Here is a 23923-nt window from a genome sequence, read left to right on the forward strand (position 1 = left end):
TATAAATTAATATTAGTATATTACTTTTTAGTCCTTTGTTTGTTACAAAGTAGTAACAAATAGTAAATGATTTAGAAATTATAGCAATTTTTTTAAGGAAGTAAGCTTTTGAAATCTATAATTCCTGACCCTTGAATAGATTTTGGTATGTTTAAAAACTTACAAGATAATTTTAATGAAGATATAATATCTTGAAAAGTCAAATCTTTATTATTTTCAAGTAAAAGTGCACATACACCTGATATAAAAGCTGCTGATATAGAGGTTCCAGTATAAGATATATATGGCTGATTAAGAGGAGAAGGGTAAAGTTTTTTACCATTCCTTTCAGATTTGTATGAGATATCGCTATTTAAAGAATATATATCTACACAAGATGAGCTTAAATCAGGTTTTTGTTGATTCTTATTTGAAGCTCCAGAAGAATATATATAAGCTTTTGGAGAATGAGTAGTATCTATCCCACCTACAGTTATACAACTTGCCAATGTGGCAATACCCGTCATAGAACTATCCATATTTCCATTATGACCACTAGGAACTACACAAATTATATTTTTATTAACAGATTCTTTGAATAATTTATCAAACAAAGAAATAATAAATTTGTTATATTCAATTAATTCGAAAGGAAGACAAATAATACGTATATTAAATTTTTCGCTATCTAATAATATGTTTTCAATGGAGAAAAGTAGATCTGAAACAAAGCCCCTACCAATTCCATTAAAAGCTTTTATCATATAAATATTAGTGTTTTCTGCTATTCCTTTGTACATACCCTTGGAGCAATGGCCACTAGAAGATATAATCCCACTGACAAAGGTACCATGGCCGTTATCATCGTAGGGATAAGTTATTCCATTAACAATATCTTTGAAACAAACTATTTTATTTCTAGGAGTGGTTAAATCTTTATGAGGATAAACACCACTATCTACAATGCCAACTGTTATTCCTTTCCCAGAAAGTTTATAAGGAGTATCATAATAAATTCCGTTTGAACTAGATATACTACTACCACACAATAAAGCATGAGAATCAAAACTAATATAATCTATTTCAGGATATTCAATTAATCGTTCAATTAACTTCTTTTGAATAGATACACTAACACAGTTTAGTGAGGGTATACATCTAATAATATTTACCTTAAAGGAGTTTAATTTTTGATAAAGTTTCTGAGGCATAGATTTACTATGGATAATAACTCTATAGTTTTTAAATTCATCATTTTCTAACGCATTAATAAGATTTTGATCTAATTTCTTTTTTAAAGCTAACATAAAAACCTCCTAAAGAACTTTATATAATATAATATAGTCTTTGTTAATTATTAATGTTAACTTTAAAAAAAAGAAACTATCTTTTCCACTTAAAAATTATAATACCTAGTATCATTATTAATAGACCCATGATTTTTGTTGATCCAAAATACACTTTTTCAGACCCAAAAAGACCAAAAGCATCAATTACACCTGCAGCTAAAAGTTGTGAAACCAAAATAGTAGAAATAGAATAAGTTGGTCCTAAAGTTTCTATGCCACCCATAACCGTAAAAATTATAATTACACTTAAAGGACCACCTAAAAGGTAAAGTTTGTTGCTTGAACCAAGATTGCTTAAATTACCTTTTCCTACAAATAACAAAATCAAACCTGTGATAAGAAAAGCTATTGCTTGAACTAAGAAATTGGTTTGCCATAAACCTATTTTTTCACTTAATCTAGTATTAAATACACCTTGAAAACTCATAGAAATACCTGCTATAATAGATGAAATTAATCCAAACATAAAATCAACCTCCACAAATAGTTTAACCTAATTTTAATAAACTATTTATGGAGGCTAGTAATATAATATTTAATGTGTTAATTAAACTAAAGTTTTTACAGAATTTTGCTGCTTAAATAATTCTAAATTTTTCTGAAGATAAGCATTTTCAATCTCATCTTTTTTTAATCCTAGAGCAAAACCTAAAGACAGGTAATTTTCGAACAAAGTTTTGTAGTTGTCGATACTAGGACAAACAACAAAATCGTTAATATCTATGTATAGGTTGATAAATTGAGAGGTTAAATCAGATTGTGAAATTTGAAAATCAAGGTTTATATCAGTGTATGTTTTATCAAGACCAATGCTTAGTATATAATGTACTCCATATACGAACTCTTCTAGTATAGTACCACGTTTGACGGTGGAGTCTTTAACCCAAAATTTATAGCATTGAGTTAATCTAGCTAATTCACTTATTTTAACTTGCAAACCTAATATTTTTTCTGGTAACAAAGATTTCTTTTCATCATTACAATTATCAGTGAAACTTTCATCTACACTTTTTTGCAAAATGAATAGATTCTGTAAATCCATCACATATTCCGCCCTTCATAGAAATTTGCTATTATTATATTTTATATTATTTTCATAAATAAAAAAAGAAACCACAACGTTTACAAAAAAAAAAAATAAAAAAAAGTGATTTTTTTTAAAAAACAATAAAATCACCGTAAAAAAATAACATATTTTAATAAAAAACAGTATAAAATTAATAATCTCTTAAAGGAAAAGATTTTATTAAGATATCCTTCTTGTTATTTATAGATTTTCTTAACTCCAATCTCTCGATTTTTGCAAATCCAAGATAAGGTAAATTATTTTTTATATTTATAGCACAAGATGGTTTCTCTTTAAACATTTTTCTAATATGATAATTTGAGCTAACTACTGGGATTCCAAAATCACATTTATGATTATTTGAGTTGAAGCCATGAAGAGCTAATGTGTCTGATAAAGTCCTAGAAATTTTATTTATATATCCAGATTTATCAACTTTTAATCCTACAAGTTTAGAATAATCGTCTAAAAATAATTGAGGAGTTATCTGTACTTTGAATTTTTTATAGGGTGTTATAGATTCTTGGATTATTTTTGTGAATTCATCAATGTTAGCATCGTTAAAACTTTGAAGCGGAATACAAAAATCTGATTTTAATTTATAAACTCTATACTTTTTACAAAGGTCTCTTTGTATTACATCAATAAATTCATTTGAATTTTGGTCAAATAAAGCCACTAATTGATATTTCATAATTTCCTCCACAGAATGGTTCATTATTTTAATAAGTATTAAGATTCTATTATATCAATAGTTATTATACCACAAAATTTACATGTTTTGCACTGAATTAGTTTCTTCCCAAAATATGTTTAGAATAAAAATGTTTTTGTGTAGAATAATATTACTGTGTCAAACACTAGCAAGAAAAAAGACTGTGATTTATGAAAATATAAAAAACACAGTCTAAATTTATTAATTAGGAGGTAATATTATGGACCACAATAACAGTATTCATTGTAATGTAAGAGAGTGTAGAAATCATTGTGAGTCAGAGGATTATTGTACATTGAAGGAAATAAATGTTATTAAAAATAGTGCAAAAGCTAAAACAGTTGAATGTACTGATTGTGCATCCTTTGAAACAAAATAATAAATCTTTATGCTGAAATGATAAAAGCCCATTGCTGATTTTAAATAAATTGGTATGGGCTTTTATTTTTGAAATATTTACAAATATTTTTACATAAAATAGATAAAATTAGAAAAACTATAAATATAAAAGTATAGTAATTAATATGGGATTTTAGTTAAAGTAAAAAATCACATAATAAAAACTCATATAATAAAATTAAGGGTTAACAATTAATTTTATTGTGGTATAATAAAGGATGTGATTATATGTGTAACAATAACACTATACAGTGAGGAAGGTAAAATATATGGAAAAATTGGTTATTGAAGGTGGGCACTGTTTAGAAGGTTCTGTAAATATTAGTGGAGCTAAAAATGCAGCGGTAGCAATTCTACCTGCATCAATAATGGCTAGTAAAGGTGTTTGTAACTTAGAAAACATTCCTGATATTAGTGATGTTAATTGCATTTTAAGTATTATGAGAGATTTAGGAGCAACAGTTAAAAGAGATAATGATAGAGTGATAATAGATAATGAAACGATAAATACTACAGATGCTTGTAGTGAAGATGTAAGACAAATGAGAGCATCATATTATTTGATTGGAGCTTTACTTGGACGATTTAAAAAAGCAAGAGTTGAAATGCCAGGAGGATGTTCTATTGGGGTTAGACCTATAGATCAACATATAAAAGGCTTTGAGGCCCTTGGTGCAAATGTAAGAATCGAACATGGAGCAGTTGTAGCAGAAGCTGAAAGATTAATAGGGACAAATATTTATTTTGATGTAGTTAGCGTTGGAGCAACTATTAATGTTATGCTAGCTGCCACTCTAGCAGAAGGTAGAACTATCCTTGAAAATGCAGCTAAAGAGCCGCATGTAGTGGATGTAGCAAATTTTCTGAATTCAATGGGTGCCAATATAAGAGGTGCAGGAACAGATGTTATAAAGATAAAAGGTGTGGAAGCGTTAAGTGGGTGTGATTATAGTGTTATTCCAGACCAAATAGAAGCAGGAACTTATATGATTGCTACTGCAGCTTGTGGTGGAAGAGTAACTATAGAAAATATAATACCTAAGCACTTAGAATCTATCACAGCAAAACTTGAAGAAATGGGTGTTAAAGTTATTGAAGATGGAGATAGCATTACTGTTGAAAGTGATGGTAATCTTAAAGGTGTAAATGTTAAAACACTACCATACCCAGGTTTTCCTACAGATTTGCAACAACCAATGACAGTTTTATTATCTATAGCAGAAGGTATTAGTATAGTAAATGAAAGCATTTGGGAAAGTAGATTTAAACATGTAGACGAACTTAAAAAAATGGGTGCAAGCATAAAAGTAGAAAATACACTAGCTGTCATAGAAGGAGTCAAAAAACTTGGTGGTGCAAAAGTAATAGCTACTGACTTAAGAGCAGGAGCAGCTATGATAGTAGCTGGACTTGTGGCAGATGGAGTTACTGAGATTACCCATCTTTATCATATTGATAGAGGATATCCTAATATTGAACTTAAATTTAATAGCTTAGGAGCTCGAATCAGAAGAGAAAAAAATTAAGTTTTAGATAGGAGAATAGCTATGGTTTTTTGTCCTTTATATAGTGGAAGCAGTGGAAATAGTATTTTTGTATCTTCAGAACATACAAAAATATTAATTGACGCAGGTCTACCAGGAAAGAAAATTGAAATGGCTTTAAATAAAATTAATAGAGAAGCTTCTGAAATTGATGCTATTTTTATAACTCATGAACACAGTGACCATATAAAAGGTGTGGGTGTTTTGTCGCGTAGATATGACATCCCCATTTATGCAAATCAGTGCACTTGGGAAGAAATGGCTGGTAAGTTAGGCAATATAAAAGAAAAAAACATAAAAATCATGGACAGTGATTATGTTATTATCAATGATATGAAGATAACAAAATATAATATTTCTCATGATGCAGTTGAGCCTGTAGGATATACAGTAGAAGCAGAAAATAAAAAAATTTGTGTAGCTACAGATTTAGGCTATTTTTCAGATGAGGTTAAAGAAGCTATATCCGGTGCAGATATAGTATTATTGGAAAGTAATCATGATGTTCAGATGGTTAAATTTGGGCCATATCCTTATAATTTAAAAAGAAGAATTTTAAGTGACGTAGGTCATTTGTCTAATGATGATTGTGGTAAAGCTATAGTGCATATTGCAAAAGGTAATTGTAAAAGAATTATTTTGGGACACTTAAGCAAAACAAATAATCATCCACAGCTTGCTTATGAAACTGTGCTAAGTGTTCTTAGAGAAAATAATGTTGAATTGAATAAAGATCTATGTGTAGATATGGCTAAAAGGGACATGCCTAGCGAATGTATTGAATTATGATGTTTTGAATAAATAAAATTATAAAATAAAAGTATTTTTTATAAAATTAATCATAATAGATATAAGAAAAGAGGGATTTCAGTGAAAAAATTAATTGGCCTTATCTCAATTATGCTTTTAATAGTTCTTTCTGTTTTAGGATGTAGTGCAAAAACAGATCCTATAAGTATAAATAACAGTGAGAAAATAAAAAATATCAAGTTAACAGATGCCGAAGATGAAAGTATTCAATTAAGCCTTTTTTTTGACGATTCAAAAGATGAAGAAAAAGCACAAGTTACAGTAGAAGAACGTGTTATTATTAAAGAAGAATTGTTAGGAGAACTTATAGTACAAGAACTTATAAAAGGACCTACTACTACAAGTCAGTTAAAGCCAATTTTCCCAAAAGATACAAGATTATTATCTTTTTCTGTAAGTGATAATATAGCTTACATCAATTTAAGCAAAGAAGTAGTTTCTAAAACAACTAAAGCTCAAGAAGAAGCTTGCTTGAAAGCCTTAGCTTTATCTCTTTGCCAATTGCAAGAAATAACCAGCATTAAAATACTTGTAGAGAATAAAGACATAGTAACTTTAGGTGGAAACTATGATATCACTAAACCTTTTTCACCAGAAACAATTCAGTTAGTAAATAGTAAATAGGGAATAACTAATTAAAATAATAATGTACATAAGGAGAGAAAAAAATGAGTTTATATAAACAATGGAATGACATGGTGGTTGAGTTTGTAAAAGCAAATGGAGAAGCAGCTTTTTGGGATAAATATGAAGCAATAGAAAAAGGTATTTACATTGGGATTTTATCAGATCACAATAAAATTTTTGAGGGTAAAGTTGGAGAATTAGCAGAAAAATTAAATGCTCCTTTAGATTTCTTTATTGGATTCCTTGACGGAATAAATGAGAGTTTAAATGAAGAATTAGATATGGAAAATCTAAAAATAGATACTGAAATAAAGTTAGATATTGATTTGGCTAGATTATATTTTAATATGTTAGATGCTAAAGCAGAATATTTATACAATTTAAGCCAATGGGAAGGTATATTCTCAGAAGAAAAAAGAAAAGAAATAACTAAAGCATGGAGAGAATCTAAAATAGTTATTAAAGAACCTAAAATAGGAAGAAATGATCCTTGTACTTGTGGAAGTGGAAGAAAATATAAAAAATGTTGTGGAAAAAACGCATAAATAGTTTCATTAGTAAAAAGAAGGTTTTCTTTGTGAAAATCTTCTTTTTCTATTTGAAGTTGAGAACTAAATACTTTATAATTTAATTAGATATTAACAATAATTCTATTTTGGGAGTGATAATTGTGGATAAAAATGCTTATTTTGTTTTGCAAAAAAAAATAGAAAGAACTATTGAGAATCTTAACAAAAATAATATGGATGGATACTTTGTTAAGGATGAAACAGAATTACAAGAAAAAATAAAAGAAATAATGAAAGAAAAAGACATGATATCAGTAGGAGGATCAATGACTTTGTTTGAAACAGGAGTTATTGATTTGTTGAGAAATGGGAATTATAATTTTTTAGATAGATACAAAGAAGGATTAACTCCAGATGAAATTACAGAAATATATAGAAAAACTTTTTATGCTGATACATATTTAGTTAGCACCAATGCTATTACTGAAAATGGAGAGTTATATAATGTGGATGGAAGAGGTAATAGAGTTGCTGCTATGATATTTGGACCTGATAAGGTTATTGTAGTTGTAGGAGCTAATAAAATAGTTAAAAATTTAGATGATGCCATTAAAAGAAATAGAGAAATAGCTGCTCCGGCAAATACTGTTAGACTAGGAATGCAAACACCTTGCGCAAAAGTTGGGTATTGTATGGATTGTAAAAGTCCACAAAGAATATGTAATGCTTATACTGTTATCGGAAGACAGGGCAAAAAAGGAAGAATTCATGTTATTATAATGGATAAAGACTTAGGATACTAAGAGTGGAACTCCCAATTGCATTGGGAGTTCTATTCTGGTTACAAAAAAATATAAAAACAAATAAGCTTCAAGAAAGAAGATATTTTATATGAATATAACAATTATTTCTGTAGGAAAAATCAAAGAAAAATTTTTAAAGGCAGCTATTGATGAGTATGCTAAGAGACTTACACGTTATTGTAAGTTGAATATTATTGAGGTAGCAGATGAGAAAACACCTGATAATGCTTCTGAAAAGGAAGAAATTATAATAAAAAATAAAGAAGGAGAAAAAATTCTTAAGAATATTAAAGATAATACTTATGTGGTAGCTCTTTCTTTAGATGGCAAAATGATTTCATCGGAAGATTTGGCAGATTTTATGGATAAGTCAGCAATAACAGGAAATAGCAACATTGCTTTTGTTATAGGTGGGTCACTAGGATTATCTAAAGAAGTATTAAATCGATCAGATTTTAAACTTTGTTTTTCTAAAATGACTTTTCCACATCAATTATTTAGAGTAATGTTACTGGAGCAGATATATAGGGGTTTTAGGATAAATAATGGAGAACCATATCATAAATAAAAGAGTGATACCATATGAGTTATGGAAAGGAGAATCTATGAACAATATAAAAAAACTAGCTGAATTGTTTTGGGTATTCTTTAAAATAGGAAGTTTTACTTTTGGTGGCGGGCTTGCCATGTTGCCTTTGATTGAAAAAGAAGTTGTTGATAATAAGAGCTGGGTTGATGAAGAGGAAATATTAGATATTTTCGCTATATCCCAATCTGTTCCTGGGGTAATAGCTATAAATGTGTGTATTTACATAGGAAAAATTGTAATGGGTATTCAAGGAGCAATTGCTGCGGTTATTGGGGTAGTATTACCAGCCTTTATATCTATTTTATTAATATTAATTCTTTTAAGTAGTTTTAGTGGTAATGTTTATGTTGCTAAAGCTTTTTTGGGTATAAGATCAGCCTCAGCTGCTTTGATTCTTCTATCTGCTATAAAATTAAGTAAGGGTGCAATTAACGATAAAATGGGATACGTAATAGCAATTATTTCTTTTATTATTATTATGGTGTTAAATGTAAGTGTGGTTTGGGCTATTTTATTTGGTGGGGTTACAGGGTATTTAACTTATATTATTAAGAAAAGGAGCAAACAATAATGGTACTTATAAAGCTATTTTATATTTTCTTCAAAATTGGAATGTTTGCTTTTGGTGGGGGATATGTTATTTTACCTATGATTTATCAAGAAATACAGATGTTTAATTTAATGTCGGTAGATGAATTTTCGGATATAGTTGCTTTATCTCAAATGACACCGGGTCCTATAGCCATAAATGCAGCTACTTTTGTAGGTTATAAATCGGATGGTTTTTGGGGCGCTTGTGCCGCCACTATAGGGGTTACTTTGCCAGCATTTATAATTATGCTATTAATTATAGCTTTTATAAATAAATTTAAAGAAAGTGAGATTGTTCAAGCAGTTTTAAAAGGAATAAGACCTGCAACAGTTGGACTCATAGCTACTGCTATAATTTTCTTTTCAGAAGCTTCTATTGTTAAAAAAGAATTTTTTACTTTACAACTATTTCAAAATCCTTTTATTTTAATTAATTTCAAAGCTTGTATAATATTTGCACTAACAATTTTTGGAGCAAAGGTGTTTAAAATTGGACCTATTATGTTGACTATTTTAGCAGGAATTCTTGGAGTTATTATTTTATAAAAACTATAAAAATGCAAAGTAAATATATTTTTATTAATTTTTAAAAGAGTTAATCAAATAAATGTTGAAATTAATGGGATTTGAGCGTAAGATATAATTAAAAGCATAAAGAGGTGAAATAAATGGATACTAATTCTGGAGTTAATATGACAGATATCAAAATTAAAAATAGGTCTTTGATTTTAGAAATACTTAAAAGTGAAAATTTATCACGAAAGGACATATCAGAGACAATAGGACTGACTCCAGCCGCAGTTACTATTTTAGTAAATGAGATGATTCAAGAGGGTATTTTAATGGAAAGGGGACAAATAGAAGGAGAAAATAAAGTAGGACGAAAAAAGGTATTGATAGAATTAGTCAAAGAATTTAAGTATGTAATAGGAATCAATATAGAAAGAGAAAAAATTGATATAGGTATTGCTGATCTAAAATATAAATTTTCGAAATTTACTCAATTAGAATTAAAAGCTGATATTGATGTGGAAAAACTAATGGATATGATTTACAATCAATGTATTACTTTGATGTGGGATATGGACTTATCAAAGAATGATATTTTAGGTGTAGGGGTTGGTATTGTAGGTAGCGTTGATCAAGAAAATGGTATAAGCAAGCATGCTTATGGTTTATGGAGAAAAAAAGTTAATATAAAAAAAATACTAGGGGCAAAATTTAATAGACCTGTTATTGTTGAGAATAATGTTAGAGCTTTAGCTATGGCAGAAATTGAATGTACTATGCATAAAAATATAGACAACATGATATTTATTAAATTTGGGCCAGGAATTGGGTCGGCTATTGTGCTTAATAAGCGACTATATTATGGTACAAATAATTCAGCAGGGGAAATGGGACATATGTTAATGAACCCAGATGGGGAAGAATGCAGATGTGGGCAGAAAGGGTGTCTTGAAACTGTAGCTTCGATTGGGACAATTGTAAATAATGTGAAGATAGATTTTAACACTGTTAATATGCCTGTATTAAATGAGTTGTGTTTTCAAGAAAAAGAAAATATAAATGCGGACAATATTCTAGAAGCTTATGATAAAAAAGATATAGAAGTAAGAAAAATAGTAGATAAAGCATTAGCCTTTCTTAGCATTGGCATAGTTAATATCTATAAAATATATGATCCAAAAAAAATAATTCTATATAGTGATTTTTTCAAACAACAAGAAATTATAAATAAATTAATAAGTGAAATCAATAAACTGGCTTCAAATAGTAATATTGGGGATTCACTAGAATTAAGTTCTTTGGATTCTAATAGAAGTATCGGAGGAGTAGCTATAGGATTAAATGAATTCTTTTATAAAACAGGTGGTTATATTGCTTAATGCTTTTGTGAAATAAAAAATTTTAGCTGAATTAATTAAAAAGTTTAATAAATTATTATGGGGGGATACAATTGAATAATAAAAAGCTTTCTAACAAGAATATTTTTTCCTATGCCATAGGGGATTTTTATGGCGGAGGAGCATTTTTCATTATTGGAGCATTATTTTTGGTTTTTCTTACAGATGTAGGGGGTCTAAAATCTACTTATGCAGGAATCATAATTTTAGTGGGTAAGATATGGGATGCAGTTACAGATCCCACCATGGGATATATTTCAGATCACACCAAATCAAAACATGGAAGAAGACGAATTTATTTTTTGGTGGGAATTATACCTATAATGATTTCCTTTGCTTTGCTTTGGGTAAACGTTAACACACCATCACAAGTTTTAAAGTTTATCTATTATCTAGTAACTTATTTATTATTTAATACAGTTTTTACAATGGTAATGGTTCCTTATAATTCTATGCCTGCGGAGATGACGGATGATTATAAAGAACGTTCAAAATTAATAAGTATAAGAATGGTATTTTCTCAGTTTGGAGCTTTGTTAGGGGCAGTTTTACCTTTAACTATAATTAATTCATTTCAGGATAAAGGAACAGGATTTTTAATAATGGGAGTTATGTTTGGAATAATGTATGCATGTCCTTGGTATTTTGTATTTAAAGGCACTAGTGAAAGGCAATGCAGCATTGAGGACAGGAATTCTAAAGGAATGATGGCTGAATTAAAGGATTTATTTAAGGAGTTTGCATCAACTTACAAAAATAAATCTTTAAAAATTCATCTTACTATGTATGTTTGCGCATATGTGGCTATGGATATTTTCAACGCTCTTTTAATATATTATTTGAGAAATTATTTAGGAAAAGAATCTTTTTACCAAGTAATCTTAGGAGTACTTGTTATTGTTGAAATGGGTACTTTGTACTTTGTAGCAAAAGAATGTAGTAAGACAGGTAATGCAGCAACCTATAGAAGGCATTCAATTATATGGGTAATAGGTATAATTTTACTTGGACTAGCTACACCAAATACACCTGTAGGTTTCTTAATAGCATTAGCAGCCATAGTTGGTATTGGACTAAGTGGGGATGTTATGGTTCCCTATAATATGTTGGCTTTTGTTGTAGATGCTGATGAGCTTATTTCAATGAGAAGAAGAGAGGGAACATATGCTGGAATGATGACTTTTCTAAGAAAACTTGCTCAAGCTTTTGCTTTATTCTTAGTAGGTGTAGGACTTGATTTAGTTGGATATCAATCAGGTGGGGTTATAAAGCAAACTACTAGTGCTATTACAGGGATTAGAATTATGTTTTGTATTATTCCTGTATTACTGATTTCATATGGGTTTTATACTTCTTTCAAATTTAAGATAGATCCGAAAAATCATAAAATTTTAATGGAAGAAATTAATAGATTAAAAGAAGGTGGTAAAAAAGAGACTGTAGAAGCAAAAACTAAAGAGGTTTGTGAAGATATCACTGGAATATCTTACGAGAAACTTTGGAGTGTAAACGGTTAATAAAATGAAATTCAACTTAAACCAAAGGAGACGAAAAAAATGAGTATTGATAAAATAATTGAAAAAAACCCAGGTAAAATTATTAAAACAATAAAAGATGAAAGTTTTTCTGCTTATGGTAAAGTATTAAACGAAAAATATTTTAATAAAATTCATAAATATTTAGAAGACAATACTAAAATACCTACTGAAAAAAATATTTATGTTGCAGAGGATGAAGTTATAACAGAAAAAGAAAAAAATAATGAGTTAATAAAAAACATTTTCGGACAAATGCTTTTTCAAATAGGATATTGTCATGGAAATAATGATAGTCTTAATGGATTAGAATATCATAAATGTAGTGAAGTTATTTATGCAGTAACAGATATAGTTCTTATTTTGGGTAAATGGGAAGATATTAAGAATAATGAATACCTTTCATCTAAGACTGAAATTTTTTATGTTGAAAAAGGAACTGCATTAGAATTATATCCAAGGGTACTTCATTTTTCTCCTGCTAAAATCTCTATTGAAGGATTTAAAACTGCAATTATATTAGAAAAAGGTACAAACACTCCACTTGAAAAAGATAAAAGTATTTTAATACAAGAAGATAAATTGTTATTTGCTAAAAATAAATGGCTTATATTACATGAAGATAAACAAGATATGATAGATAAAGGTGGATTCAAAGGCATTGAAGGGGAAAATATAAAAATAAATATTTAAGTATAAAAAAAATAAAGACTAACGATAGTCTTTATTTTTTTATTATAGTTAATTAATAAATCAAAGATAAGTTATCCATAATGTGCTGTATGGAAGGATTTTTTTGTTCAATAGCCAAGAATTCAAATTTATATTTAGGATAATCTTTTTTTAAAATCCATTTAAGCTTGTTAACTACTATCCATGCTTGGTTTTCTGTTGTTTCAGGAAGTAGAATTACAAAAGTTATATCGCTCCATTTACAAACCACATCTAAATCTCTAGTAATGGAATTAATTATTTTACCTATTTTTATAATAGAGGTTCTTTTTAGCAGGGAATCAAGAGAATTCATAGAAACAGTACATTTAATAATGGAAAATTTATTTCCATATCTATTAAACCTTAACTGCTCTTTGGTGGAGTTAAGCATAAACTCATTTTTATTATAAATTCCTTGTTTTAAAGCAAAAGATAATTTTTTAGAAGTCAGACCATCTTTTTTATTTTTTATTTTCTTTAAACTAGCTAGTTGATTAAATTTTTGAATAAAAGAAGTTATTTCTTTATAGCCTAAGAAGATACGCCATTGATTGTTTTCAAAAACTACATTTTTACAAAAGATATCTTCCTCATGTCTACCCATTAGTTCATTTTTTTCCACCACTTGAACTTGTAGCTCAACTATAATTTCAAACACATTATCATTAACTAGTATATCTTTATAAATATTTTTTAGGCTGCACTGAAAACTTATTAACTCAAAAACTTCAGAAACTAGATATTGCCATTTTATAAAATCGTTTTGAGAAATAGACTCCTTATCTTTATCAGACAAGAACTCAAATGCTTCACTGTATTCTTTTTTAGCAATACAATTTAAATAAGCTAATAAAACTTTTTTACTAGGTTCAACGGCAAAATCTAATTGATGTATTTGAGTAGAGTCTTTTTTTGTACTATTAAAAGCACTATACTTTTCCATCCATTTTATCAAATATTGTGCTCTCAAAGATGGATCTTTCAAGGTATCATAAGCTTCATTAATTTTTTGCATTTTTTTTTCGGCATTTGGTGAGTTGTTAACGTCTGGATGATATTTTTTTGATAATCTTATATAAGCACTTTTTATTATTTCAGGCTCAGCCATAAAATGAACTTGTAAAATTTTGTAATAGTCTTCCCATTCATTTATCATGGATTAAGGCCTTCTTTCTTTTTAAACTTTAATAATATACTTAACAATTATTTTAACATAGATAAAATCAAATTAGGTATTTTTTCTAAGGGCGCTTGTTTTTCAACGGCACCAACTTCAAAAGCTACTTTAGGCATTCCATAAACTACACTTGAAGTTTCATCTTGTCCAATGGTTTTTGCACCTTTTCTTTTCATAGATAGCAAGCCTTTTGCACCATCATAACCCATACCGGTGAGAATAACACCAAGAGCATTATCTTTACATTCTTTTGCAACGGATTCAAAAAGAACATCAACAGAAGGACAATGGCCATTAACTCTATCACCATGGAATACTTCAATTTTATATCTATCCCCTATTTTCCTAACACACATATGTTGGTCGCCAGGTGCTATGAAAACTTTACCGGGTTCAATATAATCTCCATTTTCAGCTTCTTTTACATCAAAGACAGTTTGTGCATTTAAACGGTCTGCAAACATTTTAGAGAAAACTGGAGGAATATGCTGTACAATCACAATTCCAGGAATCTTAGCAGGTAACTGCTTTAAAACATTATAAATTGCTTCAGTGCCACCAGTAGAAGCACCTATAGCTATAATTTTTTTCGTGTTCAAGAAAGATTCTTTTGCTACAAGTGTTGTTTCTTCAGTGGAAGTGCTAATTACTTTTGATTTTGCGGCGATTTTAATTTTATATATTAATTGGTTTATAAAATTTTCTACCCCATCTGGAGATTGAACGTTTGGTTTTGTAACAAAATCTACTGCACCAGCATTCATAGCATCAAAAACAGCATCACTAAGAGAACTAACAACAATTATAGGAAGAGGATATTGAGGCATTAATCTTTTGATAAACTCAATCCCATTCATTTTAGGCATTTCTACGTCACAGGTAACAACGTCAGGTTGGAATTCTAAAATTTTGTCCCTGGCATCAAAAGGGTCTACGGCTTTAGCAATAACATTAATCTCATAATCTGAGCCTATGCCTCTTGATATTACCTCTCTAAAAATTAAACTATCATCTATAATTAGAACATTAATTTTTTTCTTCATAAGTAAGCCCTCCTTCTCAATAATCTTATAAATACTTACTATATTTTTCTATATACAGCAGGACAAATATATTTAAATTTAGTTTTTTCTCTGTTTAACGATTCTGAATGGCCAATAAAAAGATAGCCACCAGGCTCCATAATATCATAAAATTTATTTATAAGGTTATCTTTTGTATTTGTGTCAAAATAAATCATAACATTTCTACAGAATATAACATGAAATTTTTTTCTGAATGGAAAAACATTTTCCATAAGATTAAATTTTCTATAGATAACTTCATTTCTGATTTTTTCATTAACCATAAAGTTATCTTCATTATATTTGGTAAAGTAATTTAATTTCCAATTGTTAGGCAAAGGTTCTATTCTATCTTTACTATAGATACCTTGTTTAGCAGTTTCTAAAATACTAGTAGATATATCTGTAGCTAAAACTTTTGTATCCCACCATAGTTTTTCTTTATTAAAGTATTCATCTAAAATCATAGCAAGTGTGTAGGGTTCTTCTCCGGAAGAAGAGGCTGCACACCAAATACGAAGATCTTTGTCTTTACTTGTACTTTTTAGATAAGGAAGAACTTCATCTCTGAAAATATAAAAATGTTCTGCTTCCCGCATAAAGTAAGTGTGGTTAGTTGTTATTTTATCAACTAATACAGTACTTGCTGACCCCGTTTTATCTTTTATTAAATAATCATAATACTCAGAAAAACTAGTAAAGTTTAATTGAGTAAGCAAATTGTGAAGTCGTCCAGTGACAAAAGCTTGTTTTTCTTTTTTTAAATGAATCCCATAGTTTTCTTTTATGTATTCAGTAAGTAATTGAAATTCTTTTTCAGAAATAGTAATCATAAAATTAGTCCCCTTTTAAAGATAGGGGACTATATAAAATATATGGTCCCCTAACAAATGCAGATTTAATCACAATATATGCTAATATTTACCGAATTCATTATCACTTAAATCTATACTTTTTAAATTAATAGCAGGTTTAGATTTTAAAGTAAATTCATCAGAGCTATTAGCATTAATAGTATTTTTTTTATTCATATTATCAAGTAACATAGAAACTTCTGGGTTTAATCCTTTGATATTCTTCTTGTTAGATTTACCGTTTCTACTTTTTAACTTAAATTTAGTTATTTCATTTTTTAGAACTTCAGATTGATTAAATAATTGTTGGCTAGCGGAAGCAGTTTCCTCTGAAGTTGAAGAAGTTATTTGAACTATATTACCAATTTGAGTTATTCCTATATTGATTTGATCTACTCCAATTGTTTGTTGGTTTGATGCTATAGCTATACTATCAACTAAAGAAGTAACCTCTTCAACACCTGATACAACTTGCATCAAAGCTTCAGCGGTTGTATCAGCAATTTTAGTTCCATAGGTAACTTTTTTAATAGAATCTTCAATCATAGATGTAGTTTCTTTTGCAGCATTTGCAGAACGAGCTGCTAAGTTTCTAACCTCTTCAGCTACCACAGCAAACCCTTTTCCATGCTGACCAGCTCTAGCAGCTTCAACTGCTGCATTTAAAGCTAATATATTTGTTTGAAAAGCAATTTCATCAATAACTTTAATAATTTTAGAAATATTATTTGAAGCAGAATTAATTTCTTCCATAGCACTTAACATTTCCTGCATTTGAGAAAAGCTTTGTCCTAAGTTATCTTGAGCAGTAGTTGAAATAGCTTTAGCTTTATTAGCACTTTCAGCATTTTGTTTAGTTTGAGAGGCTATTTCTGCAATAGAAGCAGTTAACTCCTCAATAGAACTTGCTTGCTGAGTAGAGCCTTGTGCTAATGAGGCACTGGAATTGGCAACCTTTTTAGCACCAGAAGTTACTTGATCAGTTGCTTCATTAATATTTAATAGAGTGTCATTTAGATTATCCGACATAGTTGTAATTGAATCAGCAAGAGTTTTAATAGGACTCTCAGCTTTTATATCCAATGAATAATTAAAATCACCATCTTTTAGTAAATCAACAGATTTTAAAACAGTTCTTATAGGATTGCTTATAAAAACATTAAGAAGAACAAAATAGGTAAAACTTAAAATAATAGAAACAATCAATAAAGAAATCATAATTACTATAGAAGAAGTTATAGTATTAGCATTATTTTTATAAATTTCTATAATTCCTATTATAATAGAAATAGAAGTGATAATTGTATAAAACAAGTACATAAGTGTAAGCTTTGATTTACTTTGAAGTTTCTTTCTTGAACTCATTTTTATCTTTGTCCCCTTTTATTATATATTTGATAAATCAGCTATTTCATCTTCATCTAATAATTTTGCACAATCTAGAATTAAAGTGATATTATCACCGGTTTTAGCTATATTTTTAATATATTTCTTGCCATCTTTAGTAAGTTTAGGAGGAGCTACAAGGTCTTCTTCAGGAATATTCATAACTTCTGATACACTATCAACTATCAAACCAATAGATATTTCATCCATATCTATAACAATAATACAAGTTCTATCATTGTATTCCATAGCAGCTTTTTTAAATTTTAACCTAGCATCCATTACAGGAATAATTTTACCACGTAAATTTATAATTCCTTTGATGTAGTCTGGAAGTTCAGGTACAACAGTTATAGGTTGAACTCCTACAATTTCAGTTACATATAATATTTCAACTCCATACATTTCAGACCCTAATGAAAAGGTAAGAAATTTCCCCTTTTGAGTATCTTCTTCTTCGAATGCATCTTCAATAATTTTTTGATTCATAGTTTTATCCCCTTTATCATTATATTTTAATTTTATACTTTATAATGTTAAACCAGCAGTATCAAGTATTAAACTAATACTTCCATCACCTAATAAAGTACATCCGGCTAAGCCGGTTATTTTCTTGTTTTTCTTGATATAATTAGGTAATGATTTAACCACAACCTGCTGTTTACCAATAAGTTCATCAGCAAAAATACAAAAGTTGTTATCTTCTTGTTCTATCATAATAAGAATACCTTCATTGAAATCTGTGATATTTGTATCTATACTATAATATTTATGTAACCTTAGTATAGGTAGGCATTCACCTCTCAACATAATCATTTCATTTCCTTCAGGGTCTATTAACAAATCTTCTTTTTTCGGCCTAAAAGATTCTTTTATTTTAGTAATAGGAATAGTGTATCTAGAACTACCTACTGCAATATTCATACCATCAATTATTGCTAATGTAAGCGGTATTTTTAAAGTTATTGTTGAACCTTTATTCTCCACACTATCCACGGAAACAGAACCACCAACAGCCTCTAAATTTTTTGTGACTACATCCATACCAACCCCTCTTCCAGAAAACTCAGTAATATTTTCTTTGGTAGAAAAGCCCGGCAATAAAATCAAATTATAAATCTCTGTATCACTCATATCGGATTCTTTTTTTACTAATATATTATTTTCACGTGCTTTTTTTAATATTTTTTCTTTATTTAAGCCTCTACCATCATCTTTAATTACCACAAGAACATTATTACCGGAATTTTTAGCCTCAAGTATTATTGTTCCCACTTCATCTTTATTTTTAGAAATTCTTTCATCAGAATCTTCAATACCATGGTCAATAGAATTTCTTATTATGTGCATTAAAGGGTCAGAAATATGTTCTATAATATTTTTATCTACTTCTGTTTCTTCACCAATAACAACAAGTTCAACTTTTCTATTTAATTTTTTGCACATATCTCTAGTGATTCTATGCATTTTCATAAAGGTAGTAGATAAAGGAACCATTCTAATAGACATAACCATATCTTGTATTTCACTAGTTATTTTGTGTAAACGCCTAGATGATGTTTGAAAACTTTCTAGTTCTAGACTAGTTATTTCAGGATTTTGGGTGACCATAGCTTCTGCAATTACCATTTCTCCAACTAAATCCATAAGCTTGTCTAGTTTGTCCACATTAACACTAATAATACTTTGAACATTATTTTGAGAAGCTACTGGGGCTACATTTTTAGGAGTATTTTTTTTATCTTCACTAATTTTTTCTTTGATTTTATTTGAATCAGATTCATTTTTTTCCTGAACAAGTTCCAAATCTTTTAAAAACATTGTTTGCATGAAGAAAGCATTAATTTCATCATAACTTTTTTTTGTTTTTAAAGAGATATGAAATCCACTTTTTCGAATAACAGAAGTACTTGTATCATCATCAAGAACGTTTTCAGGCTTATAGGAGATGAATTCTGTCAATTCTGTTAGTTCATTGATTATTGTATAAGCACGTATATTCTCCATTTCACAACCATCTTCAAAGAAAACAGTAGCATTAAATGAGTTTAAATCAGTATAGTTTTCATCTATTTCTTTTGGAATTAGCACATCTTCTATTGGATTTAGAACATCTGAGGCTGTCTCGAAAGAATTTGATGATTTTAATTGGGCTAGAAAGGCTTTGATATCTTTAATTATAGAAGCAGCATTTCCATCTACTTCATCCCTACTTTTGATTTTTTCTAGTTCGATTTTTGTGAAATCTAAACCCTCTAAAACTAAATCAGATAGTCTTGAATAATCCACATTATCAGGTTTGTTTTCTCTTAAAAAGTAAAACAAATCTTCCATAGAATGAGCAAGTTCAGCTATATTGTTAAAAAGCATCATTCCAGAAGAACCTTTTATAGTATGCATAAAGCGGAATATTTCATTGATTGAGTTTTCAGAATATTCGTTGGCTTGTTCGCTGGAAATAATTGCTTGCTCCAATTGTTCTAATAATTGTGATGTTTCAAATATATACATATCCACCATTGGTTCATTAGAGTATATTTGCGACAAGGTTGAAACCTCCTTTTGTTTTTAGTATGTTAAATCGTTAATATATTTGAAATTAAGGTTATTAACTAATTATATTATAATATTTGTGTTATGCAAAGAGTTTGTTTAGGGAAATTAGGCTTAATATGTAATTTTTAATAAAAAATTAGCTGAAATTATAATAATTATTAAAATTAAAGCTATAATTAATTAATTTGAACTAATAATTTATACTTCAAAAGTATTTTTCAATTTGAAATTATTAATCTGTGATTTTAACATGCCAGCTTCATTTGAAAGTATTTTACTTGTAGTAGCAGTTTGGTCTGAAGTTGAAGAAGTACAATGTACAACCATTGATATTTGAGATATGCTAGCCTTTACTTCATGTAAACTAACAGATTGTTCATCACAAGCAAAAGCAATATTTTCAACTATATTTGAAGCATTAGTTGATTTTTCAACAATATTATTTAAGGATTGTGCAGTTAAATCAGCTATTATTGTTCCCTTTTGTATCAAAGCAATAGAATTATTAAGTATAGTTGAAGTTTCTTTAGAAGCATTTGCAGAATGAACAGATAAAGACCTAATTTCATCGGCGATAACAGAAAATCCTTTACCTTGTTTTCCTACTCTAGCAGATTCAATAGAGGCATTAATTGCTAGTATATTTGTTTGGAAAGCAAGATTGTCAATAACCTTTATGATTTTGGAGATAGTTTGGGAAAAGTTTTGTATATTGTTCATTGACTCTAAAAGCTCTGACATGTGTTGATTACTTTCAAAGGCATAATTTTTAGCTTGAATAGATATATCTTTAGCTTTTTGAGCATTTAATGCATTTTCATGAGTTTGGGATGAAACAAACTCAATAGTAGCAGCTAATTCTTCAATTGCACTGGCTTGCTGGGTGGCTCCTTCAGACAAAGATATGCTTGAAACAGCCATTTCATTTGAAACTAAAGCTAATTTTTGAGAAGAGGAGCTAATATTATATAAAGCATTATTCATATTAAATGTCATATTAGTGAAAGATGTAGCAAGATTACCAATCTCGTCTTTGCTATTAATATCTAGGCTAATGGCTAAATTCCCTTCAGCTATTAGATTAGCAGAATCTAATAGGTTTTTTATAGGTTTACTTATTATTTTAGAGATATAAATACCTAAAATAATTGCAATAGCCATGCCTATGAATATAAGAAAAATCATTGTAAAAACACTTTTGTTAGTGATACTTGTATTGAGAGTTACTTTCATTTTTGATTCAGCCACTTTATTTATAAGAAGATTTTCTATAGCAGTTTGTTCAGTCAATGATACATTACTCATTCTACCTCTGAGTAAATCATAAGCTCTAACATCATCATTTTGTAAGCACAAAGCATATAACTCTTCTAAAACCGCTAAAAAAGCAACTTTTGAATCTAGGTATTTATTATAAAGTTCTTGATCCCCAGAGGTTTCAATTGATTGTTCAAAAATAAGAGCTTCTTTGTCCATCAATTCCTGGATTTTAAGTATCTCTGAGTATTTGCCTTTGATATATGAGTCGGTATTTTCAAAAACAAGGTCTCTTGTGCTCACATTAATACGTTGAAAAAGTTTTGACATTATAGCGGCCTGCTGCATAGGAATGGTTGTTTTGTTATATAAATCAATATTATTTTTATCTATTTCTTTCATGTTTATTATTCCTACGGCACCTACTCCGCAAGTTATTATTGAAACTAAAACAAAAGCTATCAATAGCTTTGTAGAAATTTTTAGATTCTTGAAGTTTTTTACAGTTTTGAAGCTAGAAAAACCTTTGAAATTAATAAATCTTTTAATTTGGTGTTTATTAATGAAAAAGTTCATATTAAAAATCCTCCCGAATTAGTGTGATTTAGAGATTTTAGTTCAACTATTAATTAACTTGAGTATTTTATGAAGAATATATTTAAATGCATAAAATAAGATTAAAACAAAGTGAGGTTAGAACAATAATACAATATATTATAAGATAAGGGCATATGTTTTATCTTTTCTTAACTTAGTTTTAACTAAAAGGGCGGAATTCTCCTATCTTCTATATAGAGAGTTCAATGGATTGATTAAGTCCTGCACTATATCACAAGTACCTAGTGGAAAGTATTTCATTAGTATTTTAGTTGAAACTGAAATTGTTGAACTACCTAAAACAGATAAAAAAATTGGTGTAGATTTAGGAATAAAGGAATTTGCAATAACAAGTGATGGAGTGTTTTTTAGTAATGCCAAGCACTTAAAGAAATCAGAAAAAAGGTTAGCTAAATCAATAGCAGACGTAAGTTGGAATGAATTTAGAAGGATGCTAGAGTATAAAGCAAAATGGTATGGTAGAGAAATAATAATAGCATCATGAAATTATGCAAGTAGTCAACTATGTTCTAGTTGTGGCAATAAATCAAGTCAAACAAAAGACTTATCTTGTAGGACTTATATATGCCCAGTGTGTGGAATGGTAATGTATAGGGATATAAATTCTGCTAAAAATCTACTAAAATTAGCAATGTAATATGAGATATATTGCTATAGAGGTTGGTTCTGACCTTGATAGCTTGGGTAAACTTGCTACAGTAGTAGTATTGACCAAGAAGCTTCCATCTCTTAGGTGGTGAGTAGTTCACCATGGTTCAGGAATAGGGTAAAAAACATTAAAATATCATAAAGAACTTTGAATATAGTACTATTACTAAGGAGTAATTACAAAATTCATTGATAATAAAATATGATAATAAATTGAATTATATTAAAAGTTGTAATATAATAAACTAAGATGAAAAAACGACTATGGACAATAATAATTTAAATATTAATTGTGCAGGATTATAAGCCGGAGGGGTTAAATTATGAAAAGAGTTTTGATTGTAGATGATGCTTCTTTTATGAGAATGGTAATCAAAGATATGTTGGTTAAAAATGGTTACGATGTTGTTGGAGAGGCGGGAAATGGTAAAGAAGGATTTAAAAAGTATGTAGAACTTAAACCAGATGTGGTTACAATGGATATAACTATGCCAGAAATGGATGGAGTTCAATCATTAAAAGCTATTAGATCTTTTGATGCAACAGCTAAAGTGGTTATGATTACTGCTATGGGACAGGAGTCTATGGTTAAGGATGCAATTCTTTCTGGGGCAAAAGGATTTATAGTAAAACCTTTTAAAGAAGAAAATGTAGTAGCAGCCTTTAATAAATTGTTTCCACAATAATTTTTAGGAAATTTATTGCGCAATTAAGAGGGTGTTAAGATGGAAGTCTTAGGTATAGGGGATTATTATATATCAAATAGTAAAGAAAAAATAATAAAAACATATTCATTGGGGTCTTGTGTAGCAATAACAATTCATTGTCCTGTAAAGAAAGTTACGGGAATGGCACACATTGCTTTGCCATATTCTACAAATGAAAAGGATATAAAAACTAGGCCAGCTTATTTTGCTAATACGGCTATCCCTTTGATGCTTCATGAATTTAGCTTTAGATACGGATGTAATGTAAATAATCTTCAAGTGGGGATTTTTGGAGGAGCTTTATCTATACGTAAAAACGATGTATTTAGAATAGGACAAAAGAATGTGGAAAGCATAAAAGAAATTTTACGAAGAAAATGTTTACCTATTCAACAAGAAGATGTGGGTGGATTTTTTAGTAGAACTGTTGAAATTCAAGTAAGTACAGGTAAGGTAAAAATACATACTAATCCAATTATTATATAGAAACATTATAGAAAAGATTACATATGGAGTACA

Annotated in this window: 25 protein-coding genes and 1 pseudogene; 15 read left to right on the top strand and 11 right to left on the bottom strand. The window is 28.9% G+C overall.

Translation table 11 applies throughout. From position 1 onward, the window contains the following. Positions 1-92: 92 nt before the first annotated feature. From BUB83_RS13160 to BUB83_RS13175, 4 genes are all read right to left on the bottom strand, one after another. On the bottom strand, positions 93-1286 hold the full coding sequence (locus BUB83_RS13160) for a S8 family serine peptidase (RefSeq protein ID WP_073338931.1): 1194 nt from the start codon (positions 1284-1286) through the stop codon (positions 93-95). A gap of 76 nt (positions 1287-1362) precedes the next feature. Continuing rightward, entirely contained in the window at positions 1363-1794 is a 432-nt protein-coding gene (locus BUB83_RS13165; RefSeq protein WP_073338932.1) for a DMT family transporter, read from the bottom strand. 81 nt (positions 1795-1875) lie between these two features. Continuing rightward, positions 1876-2370 (bottom strand): dUTP diphosphatase, encoded by a 495-nt coding sequence (locus tag BUB83_RS13170; RefSeq protein WP_073338933.1) that lies wholly within the window; start codon positions 2368-2370, stop codon positions 1876-1878. 175 nt (positions 2371-2545) lie between these two features. Further along, positions 2546-3088 (bottom strand): hypothetical protein, encoded by a 543-nt coding sequence (locus tag BUB83_RS13175; protein WP_073338934.1) that lies wholly within the window; start codon positions 3086-3088, stop codon positions 2546-2548. A 241-nt stretch (positions 3089-3329) separates the two neighbouring features. Here BUB83_RS13175 and BUB83_RS13180 point away from each other — a divergent pair, with 241 nt between their 5' ends. The 12 genes from BUB83_RS13180 (at position 3330) to BUB83_RS13235 (ending at position 13116) form a co-directional block, all read left to right on the top strand. Next, entirely contained in the window at positions 3330-3488 is a 159-nt protein-coding gene (locus tag BUB83_RS13180; protein ID WP_073338935.1) for a DUF1540 domain-containing protein, read from the top strand. A 289-nt stretch (positions 3489-3777) separates the two neighbouring features. After that, on the top strand, positions 3778-5034 hold the full coding sequence (locus tag BUB83_RS13185) for a UDP-N-acetylglucosamine 1-carboxyvinyltransferase (protein ID WP_073338936.1): 1257 nt from the start codon (positions 3778-3780) through the stop codon (positions 5032-5034). A 21-nt stretch (positions 5035-5055) separates the two neighbouring features. Then, a complete protein-coding gene (locus BUB83_RS13190) occupies positions 5056-5841 on the top strand; it encodes an MBL fold metallo-hydrolase (RefSeq protein WP_073338937.1) in 786 nt (261 codons plus the stop codon). Positions 5842-5922: 81 nt separating this feature from the next. Next, the gene (locus BUB83_RS13195) at positions 5923-6486 is read left to right on the top strand and encodes a GerMN domain-containing protein (RefSeq protein WP_073338938.1); all 564 of its coding nucleotides are present in this window, start codon (positions 5923-5925) and stop codon (positions 6484-6486) included. Between the two features lie 44 nt (positions 6487-6530). Then, positions 6531-7034, top strand: coding sequence for an SEC-C metal-binding domain-containing protein (locus BUB83_RS13200; RefSeq protein ID WP_073338939.1), 504 nt, complete (start codon positions 6531-6533; stop codon positions 7032-7034). A gap of 125 nt (positions 7035-7159) precedes the next feature. Further along, positions 7160-7801: a lactate utilization protein gene (locus BUB83_RS13205; RefSeq protein WP_073338940.1), complete on the top strand. Its 642-nt coding sequence runs from the start codon at positions 7160-7162 to the stop codon at positions 7799-7801. A gap of 88 nt (positions 7802-7889) precedes the next feature. Next, positions 7890-8369: a 23S rRNA (pseudouridine(1915)-N(3))-methyltransferase RlmH gene (gene rlmH / locus BUB83_RS13210; protein WP_073338941.1), complete on the top strand. Its 480-nt coding sequence runs from the start codon at positions 7890-7892 to the stop codon at positions 8367-8369. A 37-nt stretch (positions 8370-8406) separates the two neighbouring features. Then, positions 8407-8961, top strand: a complete 555-nt coding sequence (locus BUB83_RS13215) for a chromate transporter (RefSeq protein WP_073338990.1) — start codon at positions 8407-8409, stop codon at positions 8959-8961. Beyond that, entirely contained in the window at positions 8961-9527 is a 567-nt protein-coding gene (locus BUB83_RS13220; protein WP_073338942.1) for a chromate transporter, read from the top strand. The genes BUB83_RS13215 and BUB83_RS13220 overlap by 1 nt, the downstream gene beginning before the upstream one ends. Before the next feature lie 122 nt (positions 9528-9649). Further along, complete coding sequence (locus BUB83_RS13225; RefSeq protein WP_073338943.1) at positions 9650-10870, top strand: ROK family protein; 1221 nt, start codon at positions 9650-9652, stop codon at positions 10868-10870. A 71-nt stretch (positions 10871-10941) separates the two neighbouring features. After that, positions 10942-12405, top strand: coding sequence for an MFS transporter (locus BUB83_RS13230; protein ID WP_159434089.1), 1464 nt, complete (start codon positions 10942-10944; stop codon positions 12403-12405). A gap of 39 nt (positions 12406-12444) precedes the next feature. Beyond that, on the top strand, positions 12445-13116 hold the full coding sequence (locus BUB83_RS13235) for a DUF4867 family protein (RefSeq protein WP_073338945.1): 672 nt from the start codon (positions 12445-12447) through the stop codon (positions 13114-13116). A 52-nt stretch (positions 13117-13168) separates the two neighbouring features. Here the strand turns inward: BUB83_RS13235 and BUB83_RS13240 are convergent, their stop codons facing one another. From BUB83_RS13240 to BUB83_RS13270, 7 genes are all read right to left on the bottom strand, one after another. Beyond that, on the bottom strand, positions 13169-14293 hold the full coding sequence (locus BUB83_RS13240; protein WP_073338946.1) for a DnaJ domain-containing protein: 1125 nt from the start codon (positions 14291-14293) through the stop codon (positions 13169-13171). Positions 14294-14340: 47 nt separating this feature from the next. Further along, the gene (locus BUB83_RS13245; protein ID WP_073338947.1) at positions 14341-15357 is read right to left on the bottom strand and encodes a protein-glutamate methylesterase/protein-glutamine glutaminase; all 1017 of its coding nucleotides are present in this window, start codon (positions 15355-15357) and stop codon (positions 14341-14343) included. 38 nt (positions 15358-15395) lie between these two features. Continuing rightward, positions 15396-16211 carry a CheR family methyltransferase gene (locus BUB83_RS13250; RefSeq protein WP_073338948.1) on the bottom strand — a complete coding sequence of 272 codons (816 nt, stop codon included), beginning with the start codon at positions 16209-16211 and terminating at the stop codon, positions 15396-15398. Between the two features lie 81 nt (positions 16212-16292). Then, entirely contained in the window at positions 16293-17597 is a 1305-nt protein-coding gene (locus tag BUB83_RS13255; protein WP_073338949.1) for a methyl-accepting chemotaxis protein, read from the bottom strand. A 21-nt stretch (positions 17598-17618) separates the two neighbouring features. Further along, positions 17619-18107 carry a chemotaxis protein CheW gene (locus BUB83_RS13260; RefSeq protein WP_073338950.1) on the bottom strand — a complete coding sequence of 163 codons (489 nt, stop codon included), beginning with the start codon at positions 18105-18107 and terminating at the stop codon, positions 17619-17621. 39 nt (positions 18108-18146) lie between these two features. Beyond that, positions 18147-20165, bottom strand: a complete 2019-nt coding sequence (locus BUB83_RS13265; RefSeq protein WP_073338951.1) for a chemotaxis protein CheA — start codon at positions 20163-20165, stop codon at positions 18147-18149. Between the two features lie 207 nt (positions 20166-20372). After that, positions 20373-22007, bottom strand: coding sequence for a methyl-accepting chemotaxis protein (locus BUB83_RS13270; protein ID WP_073338952.1), 1635 nt, complete (start codon positions 22005-22007; stop codon positions 20373-20375). Between the two features lie 214 nt (positions 22008-22221). Between BUB83_RS13270 and BUB83_RS21660 the strand changes: the two are divergent. The 3 genes and pseudogenes from BUB83_RS21660 to BUB83_RS13290 all read left to right on the top strand — a co-directional run. Beyond that, positions 22222-22686: pseudogene (locus BUB83_RS21660) on the top strand (zinc ribbon domain-containing protein); the annotation flags it as partial. A 334-nt stretch (positions 22687-23020) separates the two neighbouring features. Next, positions 23021-23383, top strand: coding sequence for a response regulator (locus tag BUB83_RS13285; protein ID WP_073338953.1), 363 nt, complete (start codon positions 23021-23023; stop codon positions 23381-23383). Positions 23384-23422: 39 nt separating this feature from the next. After that, positions 23423-23890, top strand: a complete 468-nt coding sequence (locus tag BUB83_RS13290) for a chemotaxis protein CheD (protein WP_073338954.1) — start codon at positions 23423-23425, stop codon at positions 23888-23890. The last annotated feature ends 33 nt before the right edge of the window (positions 23891-23923 follow it).

It is taken from the genome of Clostridium grantii DSM 8605 (assembly GCF_900129965.1).
GTDB lineage: Bacteria > Bacillota > Clostridia > Clostridiales > Clostridiaceae > Clostridium_AF > Clostridium_AF grantii.

Bases quoted from the DNA above. Each gene is read 5' to 3' on its own strand.
- BUB83_RS13160 (WP_073338931.1), bottom strand. From the start codon at position 1,286: ATGTTAGCTTTAAAAAAGAAATTAGATCAAAATCTTATTAATGCGTTA.
- BUB83_RS13165 (WP_073338932.1), bottom strand. From the start codon at position 1,794: ATGTTTGGATTAATTTCATCTATTATAGCAGGTATTTCTATGAGTTTT.
- BUB83_RS13170 (WP_073338933.1), bottom strand. From the start codon at position 2,370: ATGGATTTACAGAATCTATTCATTTTGCAAAAAAGTGTAGATGAAAGT.
- BUB83_RS13175 (WP_073338934.1), bottom strand. From the start codon at position 3,088: ATGAAATATCAATTAGTGGCTTTATTTGACCAAAATTCAAATGAATTT.
- BUB83_RS13180 (WP_073338935.1), top strand. From the start codon at position 3,330: ATGGACCACAATAACAGTATTCATTGTAATGTAAGAGAGTGTAGAAAT.
- BUB83_RS13185 (WP_073338936.1), top strand. From the start codon at position 3,778: ATGGAAAAATTGGTTATTGAAGGTGGGCACTGTTTAGAAGGTTCTGTA.
- BUB83_RS13190 (WP_073338937.1), top strand. From the start codon at position 5,056: ATGGTTTTTTGTCCTTTATATAGTGGAAGCAGTGGAAATAGTATTTTT.
- BUB83_RS13200 (WP_073338939.1), top strand. From the start codon at position 6,531: ATGAGTTTATATAAACAATGGAATGACATGGTGGTTGAGTTTGTAAAA.
- rlmH (WP_073338941.1), top strand. From the start codon at position 7,890: ATGAATATAACAATTATTTCTGTAGGAAAAATCAAAGAAAAATTTTTA.
- BUB83_RS13215 (WP_073338990.1), top strand. From the start codon at position 8,407: ATGAACAATATAAAAAAACTAGCTGAATTGTTTTGGGTATTCTTTAAA.
- BUB83_RS13220 (WP_073338942.1), top strand. From the start codon at position 8,961: ATGGTACTTATAAAGCTATTTTATATTTTCTTCAAAATTGGAATGTTT.
- BUB83_RS13225 (WP_073338943.1), top strand. From the start codon at position 9,650: ATGGATACTAATTCTGGAGTTAATATGACAGATATCAAAATTAAAAAT.
- BUB83_RS13235 (WP_073338945.1), top strand. From the start codon at position 12,445: ATGAGTATTGATAAAATAATTGAAAAAAACCCAGGTAAAATTATTAAA.
- BUB83_RS13240 (WP_073338946.1), bottom strand. From the start codon at position 14,293: ATGATAAATGAATGGGAAGACTATTACAAAATTTTACAAGTTCATTTT.
- BUB83_RS13245 (WP_073338947.1), bottom strand. From the start codon at position 15,357: ATGAAGAAAAAAATTAATGTTCTAATTATAGATGATAGTTTAATTTTT.
- BUB83_RS13250 (WP_073338948.1), bottom strand. From the start codon at position 16,211: ATGATTACTATTTCTGAAAAAGAATTTCAATTACTTACTGAATACATA.
- BUB83_RS13255 (WP_073338949.1), bottom strand. From the start codon at position 17,597: ATGAGTTCAAGAAAGAAACTTCAAAGTAAATCAAAGCTTACACTTATG.
- BUB83_RS13260 (WP_073338950.1), bottom strand. From the start codon at position 18,107: ATGAATCAAAAAATTATTGAAGATGCATTCGAAGAAGAAGATACTCAA.
- BUB83_RS13270 (WP_073338952.1), bottom strand. From the start codon at position 22,007: ATGAACTTTTTCATTAATAAACACCAAATTAAAAGATTTATTAATTTC.
- BUB83_RS13285 (WP_073338953.1), top strand. From the start codon at position 23,021: ATGAAAAGAGTTTTGATTGTAGATGATGCTTCTTTTATGAGAATGGTA.
- BUB83_RS13290 (WP_073338954.1), top strand. From the start codon at position 23,423: ATGGAAGTCTTAGGTATAGGGGATTATTATATATCAAATAGTAAAGAA.